The sequence below is a fragment of the Rhodococcus sp. 06-156-4 genome (assembly GCF_002259345.1).
GTDB lineage: Bacteria > Actinomycetota > Actinomycetes > Mycobacteriales > Mycobacteriaceae > Rhodococcoides > Rhodococcoides fascians_E.
Genome location: NZ_NPGB01000028.1, coordinates 13439 through 26266, shown reverse-complemented (window position 1 = coordinate 26266; position 12828 = coordinate 13439). Strand labels below are relative to the sequence as shown.

15 protein-coding genes and 1 riboswitch are annotated in these 12828 nt (G+C 63.2%); of the genes, 7 read left to right on the top strand and 8 right to left on the bottom strand.

Annotated features, from left to right (window positions below; genetic code table 11):
- Positions 1–28 precede the first annotated feature (28 nt).
- A riboswitch (ZMP/ZTP riboswitch) is annotated at positions 29–109 on the top strand.
- 24 nt (positions 110–133) lie between these two features.
- Entirely contained in the window at positions 134–640 is a 507-nt protein-coding gene (locus CH290_RS19995) for a GNAT family N-acetyltransferase (protein WP_020111098.1), read from the top strand.
- Between the two features lie 2 nt (positions 641–642).
- Here CH290_RS19995 and CH290_RS19990 read toward each other — a convergent pair whose 3' ends face one another.
- Entirely contained in the window at positions 643–1584 is a 942-nt protein-coding gene (locus CH290_RS19990) for a DMT family transporter (RefSeq protein ID WP_027498687.1), read from the bottom strand.
- Between CH290_RS19990 and CH290_RS19985 the strand changes: the two genes are divergently transcribed.
- Positions 1583–3007 (top strand): aminotransferase-like domain-containing protein, encoded by a 1425-nt coding sequence (locus CH290_RS19985; RefSeq protein WP_033190030.1) that lies wholly within the window; start codon positions 1583–1585, stop codon positions 3005–3007. The two genes, CH290_RS19990 and CH290_RS19985, sit on opposite strands and share 2 nt — an antisense overlap.
- A 118-nt stretch (positions 3008–3125) precedes the next feature.
- Here CH290_RS19985 and CH290_RS19980 read toward each other — a convergent pair whose 3' ends face one another.
- Positions 3126–3773 (bottom strand): response regulator transcription factor, encoded by a 648-nt coding sequence (locus CH290_RS19980; protein ID WP_033190029.1) that lies wholly within the window; start codon positions 3771–3773, stop codon positions 3126–3128.
- Entirely contained in the window at positions 3758–4981 is a 1224-nt protein-coding gene (locus CH290_RS19975) for a sensor histidine kinase (protein WP_033190212.1), read from the bottom strand. The genes CH290_RS19980 and CH290_RS19975 overlap by 16 nt, the downstream gene beginning before the upstream one ends.
- Before the next feature lie 108 nt (positions 4982–5089).
- Between CH290_RS19975 and CH290_RS19970 the strand changes: the two genes are divergently transcribed.
- The 5 genes from CH290_RS19970 (at position 5090) to CH290_RS19950 (ending at position 9656) form a co-directional block, all read left to right on the top strand.
- Positions 5090–5848 carry an ABC transporter ATP-binding protein gene (locus tag CH290_RS19970; RefSeq protein WP_033190028.1) on the top strand — a complete coding sequence of 253 codons (759 nt, stop codon included), beginning with the start codon at positions 5090–5092 and terminating at the stop codon, positions 5846–5848.
- The gene (locus tag CH290_RS19965) at positions 5848–8253 is read left to right on the top strand and encodes an ABC transporter permease (protein ID WP_230621041.1); all 2406 of its coding nucleotides are present in this window, start codon (positions 5848–5850) and stop codon (positions 8251–8253) included. The genes CH290_RS19970 and CH290_RS19965 overlap by 1 nt, the downstream gene beginning before the upstream one ends.
- Before the next feature lie 197 nt (positions 8254–8450).
- Positions 8451–8870: a MarR family winged helix-turn-helix transcriptional regulator gene (locus CH290_RS19960; protein WP_033190026.1), complete on the top strand. Its 420-nt coding sequence runs from the start codon at positions 8451–8453 to the stop codon at positions 8868–8870.
- Between the two features lie 34 nt (positions 8871–8904).
- Positions 8905–9330, top strand: a complete 426-nt coding sequence (locus CH290_RS19955; protein ID WP_019667581.1) for a hypothetical protein — start codon at positions 8905–8907, stop codon at positions 9328–9330.
- Positions 9327–9656, top strand: a complete 330-nt coding sequence (locus tag CH290_RS19950; protein ID WP_019667580.1) for a rhodanese-like domain-containing protein — start codon at positions 9327–9329, stop codon at positions 9654–9656. The genes CH290_RS19955 and CH290_RS19950 overlap by 4 nt, the downstream gene beginning before the upstream one ends.
- A 6-nt stretch (positions 9657–9662) precedes the next feature.
- Here CH290_RS19950 and CH290_RS19945 read toward each other — a convergent pair whose 3' ends face one another.
- From CH290_RS19945 to CH290_RS19925, 5 genes are all read right to left on the bottom strand, one after another.
- Positions 9663–10232, bottom strand: a complete 570-nt coding sequence (locus tag CH290_RS19945) for a hypothetical protein (protein ID WP_033190025.1) — start codon at positions 10230–10232, stop codon at positions 9663–9665.
- A 111-nt stretch (positions 10233–10343) separates the two neighbouring features.
- On the bottom strand, positions 10344–10922 hold the full coding sequence (locus CH290_RS19940; protein ID WP_020111106.1) for an FKBP-type peptidyl-prolyl cis-trans isomerase: 579 nt from the start codon (positions 10920–10922) through the stop codon (positions 10344–10346).
- A 49-nt stretch (positions 10923–10971) separates the two neighbouring features.
- Positions 10972–11313 (bottom strand): DUF2200 domain-containing protein, encoded by a 342-nt coding sequence (locus CH290_RS19935; protein WP_033190211.1) that lies wholly within the window; start codon positions 11311–11313, stop codon positions 10972–10974.
- A gap of 26 nt (positions 11314–11339) precedes the next feature.
- Positions 11340–12233, bottom strand: a complete 894-nt coding sequence (locus tag CH290_RS19930; RefSeq protein ID WP_033190024.1) for an NYN domain-containing protein — start codon at positions 12231–12233, stop codon at positions 11340–11342.
- Positions 12234–12361: 128 nt separating this feature from the next.
- Positions 12362–12634, bottom strand: coding sequence for a hypothetical protein (locus tag CH290_RS19925; RefSeq protein ID WP_230621040.1), 273 nt, complete (start codon positions 12632–12634; stop codon positions 12362–12364).
- Between the last annotated feature and the right edge of the window lie 194 nt (positions 12635–12828).

The window sequence follows — 12828 nt, the reverse complement described above, 5'->3', positions numbered from 1 at the left end:
CCGAGCGCCACCCTCGGCACTGCTACATTTTTCTGCAGGCGACTGGCGAAGGATGGGTCACCATCAGGGAGCCTGTGAACACGAAACATCGTCCGCCTGGGTGTTTCACCGATACCGGTGAAAGAGAGGACCCATGCTCGACGTGCGGGCCGCCCGAACAAACGATGCACCAGCTATTTTGGCTCTTCGACATGCTGCCGAGGACTGGCTGGCATCCCGCTCGATCGACCAGTGGTCTCCGGGTGAAGTTCCGCTGTCCACCGTTCGACTGCAGGTCTCGCGCGGTGAGTTCGTCGTCGCTCGGTATCCCGGGTCGTCGCCAATCGTGGCCGCAATGCGCACGATACGGTCGGACCCCGAGATCTGGCCCGACGACGGCGACGCGTTGTACGTACACGGACTCGTCATCGATCGCTGTCATGCGGGCACCGGCCTGGGTGCAGCCATGCTCGACCACGCGGCCCGCTCGGCAGCCGACGCAGGCATCTCGCGTGTTCGATTGGATTGCGCCGAAACCAATCCCACGCTCCGCCGGTACTACCTCGGTCAAGGTTTCACCGAAGTCGGTCGTCGCGAATTCGAGGACGGAAAATGGTTCAGCGTGACACTCTTCGAGAAACGTCTGAAGACGTGGCCATAGGCCTACTTTCGCGCTCGCAGTCTTTCGGGAGATGATCGCGTTCGCACGGTCATCGCTGCGCATACAACGACGACTGCACCACCCAGCGCCGACGACCAAGTCAAGTACTCGTGAAGAATGACTGCAGCCCAACCAAGACTCAGAACGGGCTGAACAAGTTGAACCTGGCTGACGTTGGTGATCGGACCGATGGCGAGGCCTCTGTACCATGCGAAGAAACCCAGATACATGCTGATCGAAGCCAAGTAGCCGAACGCAGCCCAGGCCTTCGGCTCGATCTCGGACAATCCGTCGAGCGATAAGAATGTCAACGGGACCGTTACCGGCAAAGCCACTATCAAAGCCCACGACACCGTCTGCCACGATCCCAATTCCCTTGACAGTAGCCCGCCTTCGGCGTACCCGATGGCCGCACTGACGACAGCGGCCAGCAGCAGTAGGTCGGACCATTGCGGCACAGACCATCCTCCGCTCCTCACGACAGAGAACCCCAACGCCGCCGTCGCCCCGAGAACAGCCATGAGCCAGAATGCTGTACGGACCTTCTCCTTGCCTCGCGCGACTGCGACCACTGCGGTGGTGGCGGGCAGAAGTGCGATGACTATTGCGCTGTGGCTGGCAGAGGCGGTCGTCAGGGCATACGAGGTCAGCAGTGGAAATCCGACCACCACGCCAGAGGCGATGACAGCCAGACGAGCCCACTGCATCCCGTTCGGTAGCCGCTGCCGAGTAGCTCCCAGCACCAGGACGGCGAGCGCGGCAGCGACTACGGCGCGCCCTACCCCCGCGAACAACGCCGGCATGCCGCCCAGGACGGCCACACGAGTGAGAGGAACTGTCAGGGAGAACGCCACGACACCGACTAACCCCCACAGAATTCCCGGGCCGGGTACGTACGATATCGCCGATGCGCGGTTACAAGTAGCGCTACTATGGGGACTCATGTCTGACGATAGCAGTTCGCGGATCGTTGCATCCCTACGTCGATGGATCGCCTCCGCCCCACCTGGCGCGCAGCTGCCGTCCACGCGCTCTCTCGTCGTCGAACACAGTGCAAGTCCGGTGACCGTACAGAAAGCGCTTCGCGTCCTGGTATCGCAGGGGGTGGTCGAGAGCAGGCCCGGCGTGGGCACGTTCGTGCGTGAGAACACATCGGTCCGAGCCAACGATTATCGTTGGCAAACCGCCGCACTCGGCGCCCCTGTGACACGGCTCAAACTACCGGCAGCGCTTCAGTCGCCGTCGAACGACGTGGTCTCACTTCACTCGGGTTACCCGGACCGAACGTTGCTGCCGGAGAAGCTCGTACGTAGTGCTTTCGCCCGGGCTGCACGAAGTGACGCCATTGTCGATCGACCACCGACCGCAGGTCTACCCGAGCTGCAATCATGGTTCGCTCGAGAACTCGCGTCGATCACTTCCCCCGGAATCAATCCACCGTCGTCGAGCGACGTGACGGTGATACCCGGCAGTCAGACAGGCCTGAGCACTGCGTTCAGAGCACTGGTCGGAGCGGGCCGGCCTTTACTGATGGAGTCGCCGACGTACTGGGGCGCAATCCTGGCAGCAGCCCAGGCCGGCGTCGATGTCGTTCCTGTTCCTTCCGGATTCACCGGGCCCGACCCTGAGGAACTTCGACGAGCGTTCGAGAGCACCGGTGCTCGTGCGTTCTATGCCCAACCCAACTTCGCGAGCCCGACCGGCGCGTTGTGGAAACCGGAACTCGCGGAGAAGGTTCTGAAGATCGCCGAACAACATGGGGCGTTCATCATCGAAGACGACTCTGCTCATGACTTCGGAATTTCGGCGCACCCGAGCCCCCTGGCAGCCCGAGACGACACAGGACGTGTCGTGTATTCGCGAGCATTGACCAAGAGCGTGTCACCCGCGGTGCGGGTTGCAGCAATCATCGCCCGCGGACCCGCTCGGGAACGGATCATCGCGGACACGAGCGCGGAGTCCATGTACGTGAGTTCGATTCTTCAGACCGTCGCCTTGGACGTCGTCACTCAGCCGGCATGGCGGACGCATCTCACTCGTCTCCACAGTCAATTGGCCGCCCGCCGCGATCTTCTCGTGACGAGCATCGAAGAGCACGTTCCAACGGGGAAACTCGAAGGCATACCGGCAGGTGGACTGAACCTGTGGCTGAGGCTCCCCGACGAGACGGATCTCGACGTCGTGGTCTCCGAGTGCAGGTCGGCCGGCGTCATCGTCGGCGCAGGAGACGACTACTTCCCGGCCGAACCAACAGGAAAGTATCTTCGCCTCAACTTCGCAGGTCGGAACCCCGGTGACTACCCGATTGCCGCACGCGAAATTGGCTCGGCTGTCGAGCGCTCTCGGTCTTCGACCTCCCGATTGTGAACGGGCTCAGTACTCTTCGATCGAGCTGCACTGGACGAAGCCCGTGACAGCAACGGAATTGGACTTCTCCATCGAGAAGACCAACCGGAGAAATTCGCCGCGGCACTTCGGGAATTCGTCAGCCTCGAAGGTAGGTGAGGACGGCGAGTACGCGCCGGTGCCCGTCGATGTCGCTGGGAAGGTCGAGTTTCAGAAAGACGTTTCTGATGTGCTTGTTCACAGCGGGGACGCTGAGTTCCAAGGACCTTTCGATTTCGGAGTTCGATCTGCCCTCGGCCATGAGGGCGAGGACCTCTTTTTCCCGTTTGCTGAGGCGGTCGAGCGGGCGCGTCCGTCGGTGAAGTAGTTGACGGACCACTTCGGGATCGACGATGGTCCCGCCCGATGCGATTCGTTCCACCGCGTCGTTGAACTCCGTGACTGCACCGATGCGGTCCTTGAGCAGGTAACCCACTGCGCCGGCGTTTTCTGCGCCCAATAGCTGTGACGCGTAGGACTGCTCGACGTACTGACTGAGAACCAGTACCGGAAAGCCAGGAATGCGCTCGCGCAGGGCGACGGCCGCCCTCACACCGTCGTCCGCTTGACCGGGGGGCATCCGGACGTCGGTGATGAGAAGGTCCGGCTCGTGCTCGTCGACCGCACGAGCGATCTCGTCGGCGCTGCCGACAGCGGCGACGACGGTGTGTCCGAAGCGTTGTAGGAGCCCGGCGAGGCCTTCCCGCATGAGCGTGGAATCCTCGGCCAGGATCACGCGATACGGCATGGGATCTCCACTCTCAGCGTGGTCGGCCCGCCGGCAGGGCTGGACAGTTTCAGTTGTCCGGCAACAACATCGAGACGGTCGGCAAGCCCGGTCAGACCGGTTCCGACTCGTGGATCCGCACCGCCCACTCCGTCGTCGGAAATTTCCAGCACGAGTATGTCTGCGTGGATGCGACCGTGAACTCTGGCTCGGGTCGCACGACTGTGCCTCGAGACGTTGGTGAGCGCTTCTGTGACAACGAAGTACGCAGTCGTCTCGACGCGGCGGGGAACACGCTCGGGCAGACGGATGTCGATCTCGGTGTCGATGGAGGACCGACTGGCGACATCGGCGACAGCCGCCGCGAGGCCGTTGTCGGCAAGCACCTGCGGATTCAGTCCACGGACCAGATCCCTGAGCTCCGCGAGCGCGACAGTGAGCTGGCCTTGCGCGTCGGACAACCGTGCGTCGAGTTCTGGATCGTTCGCATCCAGTCTTGCCAGCCCGAGGTTCATCCCGAGGGTCACCAGGCGCTGCTGTGCGCCGTCGTGCAGGTCGCGTTCGATTCGGGCACGCTCGGACTCGAAGGCGTCGAGCAAACGCTCGCGCGACTTGGAGACGTCGGTGAGGTCGACCCCGATCTCGTCGTCACGGGGCGCCAGGAAGATGCGTGTGAGTGCTGCGTGCGCACCTGCCCAGGCCGTCACCAGATAGGGCCCTGCCGCGAGTGTGACCACACCGATGAAACACCAAGGCCAGGCCGACGGGTCGTCCATGGGGGCACGGAAACTGAGGACCGGCAGGACGAAAGCGAAGGCAAGCACGGTGATGTCCAGCCAACAGAGCGCGGTCACGGAGAACGCCGCAAAACCGAACTCACGCCAGGTCACCGGCTCCGAGAATCGGGTACGCACCCAGGCGCGCACACCGGGGGAAAGGGGCCGACGGTGTGGATCGGCGATTCCGTCGAGATCGACCAGCCGTATCCGCATTCGCTCCACCCGGGCGACGACGATGCCCGACAGCGCCACGAGCAGCAGCAGGACGATGCCGACGACTACAACGAAGAAGATCACGCCCAGGACGGTTGCGGCTGCGAGCACCACGAACACGATCAGGTTGAGGATGCCGCCGGAAAGCAGATACAGGAGGCTACGCCATGGCCATGGCGTCAGCAGAAAACGTAAAGGATGGTGCGCTAGTGCCTGCCAGGCCGTCGTGACGCGCATGTATCGATCGTAGATTCTCGACGTGATCGACGCGGTAGTGCTGGCATACCCCTGTCGCATAGAGCGCGCGTGACTGTGCGAGTCAGGAGCAGCCGATTCACTGAAGGAATGTACAAGCACCACGACGCAGAAGCCGCGATCGAACTCGAGGACGTCCGCAAGGTGCATGGTCGAGGCAACCGCGCGGTGACAGCCCTTTCCGGGGTGTCGATGGACTTCGCCCGAGGAAGTTTCACCGCGATCATGGGCCCGTCGGGCTCAGGCAAATCGACCTTGCTGCACTGTGCGGCCGGCCTCGACACACCGAGTGGTGGCACCGTGAGGATTGCAGGTTCCGACATCACCGAGATGGACGAGAAAGCGCGGACCGAACTACGTCGACGACACGTCGGATTCGTTTTTCAGTCATTCAACCTGGTGGGCTCGTTGACTGCAGCTCAGAACGTCGAACTGCCTGCACGATTCGCCGGTCGGCGCGTACGCCCTACGGACGTGGCGGCAGCCCTGGCCGAGGTGGGACTCGCGGACCGTACCTCTCATCGTCCAGCTCAACTGTCCGGTGGCCAGCAGCAGCGCGTCGCCCTCGCGCGTGCCCTCATCACCCGCCCGGATGTTCTCTTCGCGGACGAACCGACAGGTGCAGTGGACACCCGGACTTCGAAACACGTTCTGACGCTGATGCGTGAACTGGTGGACCGGCAACAGCAGACCACCGTGATGGTCACCCATGACCCACTCGCCGCCTCCTATGCAGACACAACGATCTTCCTGGCGGACGGTCGAATAGTGGACTCACTGAGCATCCAGCGCGGTCGGTCCGACAGTGTTGCCACGATCGCTACTCGGTTGACCGGATTGGAGTCCTGATGCTTGCGTCGGCCAACCTACGCAGTCACTGGCCGAGTTATATGGCCGCGCTACTGGCTACCACTTTCGGTGTTGCGCTGATCAGTGCGACACTCGTCGTCTACGACTCGTCACGCCCCGTGGTTCAACCACGTTTGACCGAGGCGACTGCGCTCGCATTACCCCTTCGAGCCGACAACGAGTTCGGCAACACATCGGATTTCGTTCCGTGGAGTGCGACCGAAGCCCAACAGATCGCCGACGATCTCGGCACCCTGCCGGACGTGCGCGTCGTCGCCGACCGTTCGTTCTACGCGCAACCCGTGGTCGACGACATTCCGATCGAGGACGAGGGAGCCGAAGAAGCCGGACACGGCTGGGCGAGTGTCGATCTGAGCCCGTATCGATTGACATCCGGAACACCGCCGACCAATGGCAATCAGGTCGTCGTACCGGATGCGCTGGGCTTCGAACCCGGTGATTCTGTGTCGGTCAATCTCGCGGCGGGATTGGAGGCCTTCACCGTATCGGGGACGCTCAGCGGTGCTGGTCTGTATTTCGCCGACGAGCGTGCTGCGCAACTCGATCCGGGTGTCCGGGCGATAGGACTCGTGATTTCGACGGACACGCAGATCGACGCCGTCTCCGCTACGGCGCAACAGTACTTGGGCGACCGCGGCCGGATCGTCACCGGCGAGGATCGAGCAGCACTCGAGCCCGAATTCGTCAGCCACCGGAGGAACCTCGGTAATCAATTGATCATCGCGATGTCGTCCATCGGGCTGTTCACGACCGTCTTCGTCGTAGCCTCGACATTTGCGCTCGCTACGGCCGAACGCCGTCGGGAACTCGGTTTGCTTCGAACCGTCGGCGCCTCACCGGGGCAGGTTCGGCGCATGGTTCTCGGTGAAGCTGCTGCCATCGGTTGTATCGGTGGAATCATCGGCGCTACAGTCGGTCTCGCACTTGCTCCGGTACTGCGAATCGTGCTGTCGAGTCTCGACGTTCAGCCTCCTGACTTTCATCTGCGCATCTCCGCTTGGCCAGTGATAGTGGCAGTGGCCATCGGAGTAGCCGTGGCGGTGATCGGCGCCTGGACGGCTGCCGAGTCCGCAACCAGGGTGGCTCCGATAGAAGCACTGCTCGCCGCCGCCGTCGAGCGACATCCCATGACGAAGGTGCGCTGGGTATCGGGAATCGCCGCACTCCTCGGCGGTGTGGGCGCGACTGCGTTGACCGCGGGCGCGGCACCGGACAGCAGGACAACCAACGCAATCGGAGCAGCCATGTTGTTCACCGTCTCGGCCGCGCTGCTCGCGCCCATCGTCATCGGTCCGATCGCACAGCTGGTGACATGGCCCTTCGCGCGTTCATCCCGCTCGGCGGGACCGATGCTCCTGAGAGCAGAACTCACCACGAGTACGCGACGTGCCGCCGGCACGGCTGCTCCAGTCATTGCAGCCGTCGGATTCGCGGTGCTGTTGAGCGGGATGGTAGAGACGATGGCGGTGGCTTATCCCGCCGAGCAGACCGCGCAACTGCAGGGAATGGTGCTCGTGACATCCGACGGCACCCCAGGCCTCAGCGACCAGGTGGTGGCGGAATCAGGGGCGGGCCCGCTCGGGACTCGCGCAGGCCTACCGACCCGGTTGTTCGTACCTGGAACACAGGGCAGTACAACGGTCATCGACGCCATCGGAAGTCTCGACGAACGTTATGCCACAGCAGGGCATGCTGCTGTGGACGAAGCGACTGCGACTTTGCTCGACGTTCAGGTCGGACGGACGATCACGGTGCGCTTTGCGGACGGAATGTCCGAAAACGTGACCATCTCGCAGGTACTCCCACTCGATCCCGCGCGTGGGGCCTTCGTATTGCCGCGGGACCTGGTGCGCGAGCATGATCCATCAGCCCTGACCGATGTCGTCTTCCTGCCGCAGGAAATGACACCTTCTGAACTGCCTCCGGGCGCCACGGTGAAGGATGCCTACAGTTTCGCGCTGCAGGATTACGAAGTCGACGCTCGGCTGACCGATTGGCTTGCAGCGACACTCATTGCGATGTCCGTTGGTTACTGCGGCCTTACCGTCGCGAACGGCATGGCTGTGTCGGCGTACCGTCGTGGGCCGGACATCTCGGCTCTGCAATCCTCCGGCGGCACATCACGACAATTACTGTCGACGGCAGTCTTCGAGACGGTGATCATCGTCCTCATCGGTTCTGCACTCGGTTCGATCGTGACCATCCCACCCTTGTTGGGCATGGCCGCCGGGTTGAGCCAACTGACCGGCACCGAGGTCGGACTGCATCTCCCCTGGCGGACCATCGCCTGGGTCGTGACCGGCTGCCTGGTCCTGGCATCGGGCGCTACCGCACTCGTCACGCGGCGCACCCTGAGGCCTCGGCCAGAGGGTAAGTTCCGATAGTGGATTACCGCCGACGAGAACGGTTGCTCGTGCATGACATAGCAGTTCTCGCCTTTTCCCGACGCGTCTACTCGGCTGTCGATGATGTTCTGCACCAGAACTACGCTCGCCTCAGCGATACAGGGCATCTGACCAACTGAGCACGAATTCTCGAGCCGCACCACACGGACCAACCCGGCCGTCGGTAATCTGCCGGTATGTCCGCGCCTGTTCCGTTCAGTCCCATGATTACGTTGCTCACGGTGGCGAGGGTGTGGGATGCGGCGTTCGCGGAGGCGCTGAAGCCCTTTGGGCTGACGACGCGGAAGTACGGGCTGCTGGGCCATATTCGCGGTACGCCTGGGATTTCGTTCAGTGAACTTGCGCGTCGCTCTCGCATCACTGTGCAGAGCGCGCACAGTGCGGTCGCCGGATTTGTCAGTTCCGGCCTGGTCGACGACGGCACGGCGCAGGCCGGGGCCGCGTCGAAGCTGCGGGTGACGAACGCAGGTCTGAGACTGCTGGACGATGCAGCTCAGGCTGTAACCGCCCTGGATGTGCAGTTCGCCGAGAATCACCCCGAACTGACGGAGGCCTTACGGGAGCACATGCTGCGGGTGATGTCGGCCACGGAGTGATCGACACCGATGACCTTCAGCTAGGCTGAAGGTCATGGAATCGTTGTTGCTCTCCATCCACGTGGTGGCGGGAATCCTCTTCGTCGGCCCGGTCGCCGTCGTCGCAAGCCTGTTCCCGAAGTACGCGTCGCCCGGACACAGCATCGACGTCGCAAAGGCACTCCATCGCATCACCCGCGTCTACGGCCTACTGGCCATCGTCGTACCGGTCGTCGGACTGGTACTCGCTGCTGTTCAAGGGCGCATCGGTGAAGTGTGGATCAGCGTCGCTCTCGTGCTGACGATCGTGGCCGGCGGCCTGTTGGCCTTGCTCATCGCACCCATGCAGAGCGAGGCCCTGGCGACTCCCGACGACGGGGCAAGGCTGAAGCAAATCGGCATGGCCACCGGCATTTTCAACTTGTTGTGGGTGATCGTCGTCGTACTGATGATCGTTCGCCCTGGATCGAGTTACTCATGAGCATCCGTCACTATCTGCGTAGACCACCCGCCGTCTCGGCGGAGGAGGCCGTTCGCTTGGTGGAGGAGGGCGCGCTCGTCGTCGATGTCCGACGAGAGTTCGAGTGGAACCGGACGCACATCCCGGGTGCCGTGCACGCACCGCTGGAAGTCCTGCTGGACAAGTGCATCGATTTCCCGGAGGACCGGAAGATCATCACCTTCTGCACGGGCGGGCTGCGATCAGCGGGGGCCGCGAATCTTCTGGTGGAGAACGGTTTCGACGCTGTCAACATGAGCGGTGGCTTGATCCACTGGCGTTCTGCGGGCGGGCAATTGACGACCTGACATTACTCATGCGCGCGAGGTGAGGGCCCCCAGCGACGTAGCTGTGTAACGAGAAGCGAAGAGTGTCAAGCACACTGGGACGATCCACGCGAGTGCGAAGTATTTCGAGAACGGGTCGGCGACCGCTGCCGCAACGGTCATGCTCAGGGCTGCCGCGAAGGTGCACACTGCCCACGTGGCCGAGATCCGCACGTTGAGCGAGCGAAGCCGCGGCGCGCCCCAGTACTCCTTCGGCAGGCTTTCACGCGCGTACTGCTCGGTGAAGGTGACGCCGAGGGTCGACGTCGCCATCACGGCGGCGAGCACGAACAGCGCGATTGCCGACGCGTACTCCGACAGCCACGTCGACGACGGGAACGACACCAGGGAGGCTGCTGCGAAACCCGCGAAGATGAGCACCGCAGTGGCGCCGAGCCACTTGATTCCTGCCCGCCCGCGGGTCCAGTGGGTGAGCACCAGTGCAACGAGCGCAGTGAGGATGCTCGAGAAGAGCAGCGCGTGGTCGCCTTCGCGATGCGGCATCACGAGGAACAGCGCCCACGGCACGAAGCCGAGTGCAAGACCAGGCAAGCGCATCCCGGGCCGCCCTTCGCCGAAGTCCTCGATCTGACATCATCGATTCTGCCGGGGTACGTGGCGCTGAACATCGGTCACAGCACGCAACTATTCGTGCCACGCACCGGGAAGTTATCCGGTGACGCCCAGAATTTTGATCGCGAACACAAGACTGTCGCCAGCTTCGATTCCGGCGCGGGGCTGACCGTCCGGGTAGCCGTCGGCGGAGTTCATGGCCACAGCCACGGTCGACCCCGTCGTCTGGCCTGCGATCGCCTTCTGGAATCCGGGGACGACGCCGGTCAGCGGGAACTCCACCGGGGCTCCGCGCTGGTAACTGCTGTCGAACACCGATCCGTCGCGTCCGTTGACGCCCATGTAGCAGACCGAGACCTCGGCGTCGTCCGCCACGACAGGTCCGTCGCCGGCCTGCAACGTCTGCACCTGCGTCTGCGCGACGCTGAACGGCGCCTCGACGTCCACCACGGGAGCCGAGGAATCCGTGGAACCGATGACCGACACGCTGCCGGTATCTCCCGCCAGAGTCCACTCGGGGTCGCCCGCGTCGTCCGGTTCCGCGGTGGGGCATGTCGCTGCCTCCGCTACCGACGATGCGGCGGAGGACGTCGACGCCGCCGGAGCATCGGAGTCGGAGCTACATGCAGCCAACGTCAGGACGAGTGCCGCGCTGGACACGAGAACACCGGACACCGAAACACGAGTTGATTTCACCGCAGCAACGGTACATACACCCGTCCGGTCAGGTCCGCAGCACCTTCTCCATCTTCTTTCCCTTGGCCAGTTCGTCAACCAGCTTGTCCAGGTAGCGAATCTTCTGCATCAGCGGATCCTCGACGTTCTCGACGCGCACCCCGCACACCAGACCGGTGATCGACGACGCGCCCGGATTGAGCCGTGCGTCGGCGAAGAAATCCTCGAACGTCGTTTCGGCGGAGAGATGGCGTTCCAACGCAGCACTGTCGAATCCGGTCAGCCATTCCACGACTTCACGCAACTCTTCTTCCGTGCGTCCCTTGCGTTCCAGCTTGGTGACGTAATGCGGATACACCGAAGCGACGCTGGTGGTGAAGATGCGATGCATGCGACGAGTGTAGGGCCCGTCGGCCGTCACTGTTCGTCGTACTTCTCCCAGAATCGCGCGCGCAGGCGGTATCGAATTCCCTCGTCGAGGTCGTGATGCCCCATGGCGTCGGAGGCGTCGAGTAGGAGTGCCCGGTCGATATCCGGTGGGATGTTCGGCCTGGTGCGTTGCAGGCTCAGCTTGTCCTCGGGTGTGCTGCTCGCTTCCAACGATGCCAGGACGCGGGAGACCACTTCGTCGATCAGTTCGGTTTCCTCACCCGCCATCACGTACTCGGGTTGGACGGTACTGCCCGATCCGGTGGTTCCGCTGTAGACGAGAACGTTCGCGGGCCGAACGGGAGCGGGTGCCTGCGCGGTGGACGCGACGTCGAGCGGAGTGGGCACGCGGGGGCCGGGCTTGGGTCCCGGCCGGTGCGCAGGCTTGGGGACGCTCACCGGATCGGTGACGACGACGGGAGGCGGCTGCCGATCGATCTTCATGACGGCCGCATCCACGGCGGCGCCGTCGAAGAAGTCGAGTCCGTCGGACGCTCGGATCAAATGGCGACTGACGCCGTGGGGTTTGCCGTCGTTCGTCGGGACGGTCAGGAGCAGCACTTGCACACCGTGTGCCTGTGCCTCCTCGACGGCCTCGGTCAGATCGTCGTCTCCGGACACGAGGAAGAACACGTCCGACGCGTTGCTCCTCGCGTGAGCGACGAGGTCCAGTCCGATGCGCAGGTCGACGCCCTTCTGTTCACCGTTGACCCCGAACCGGCCGAGCCGGAGCTTGACCTTGGACAGTTCACCGATGCGCTCCTGTTGGGCGTCCGGAACTCCGTTCCGCGCGGAGTCGTACCAGTACACGCGGAGTATCGGTAAGCCCGATCGGGTCTCTGCGGCGTCGACCAGAGCGGCGATCAACGTTGCGTAATCCACGAAGATTCCGCTGCGCAGAGACGTGCCTGTCCTTCGAGTTGCGGCAGAAGCCAAGAGGTAGCCGGTATCCACGTACACAGAACAGGTCGGCCGCATGGGCCACTATCTCACGGTGAACGGCTCATGCCTCATTCCGCGGACGCGCGCTCCTCGCGTCGTTCTTCGCGGCGCTCCTCGCGATCGATATCCGACTGAGCGCTGGAGCAGTCGAGCGGGCTGTACAGAAACTCCTGCTCACGACCGTGGTCGTCCAACACCACGCACTGCGCGCCGTCGTTCGCTCGCGGCGTCAGGTTCTCGATCGTGTCCGCCGACGCTGCCGTGGTCCCGACGGCACCCGCGGTCCCGAAGAGCGCGGCAGCGGCCAGGGTGGTCAGCGCGAACTTGGTCGAATTCCTCATCTTCGTCTCCTTCGTGGATGCTGTGAGCCAGGTGCTCTTTCCATCTACGACTCTGTCGTTCATCGGAAACGAAAAACAGTGCGCCTCATCATCTTGTGCAGTGACTTCTCCATGAAAGCGTGATGACAGATGTCATGGCCGGCTGCTACTGACCACTTCGACCAATTCGACGCCGCCTGGTGCACTTGAAACCG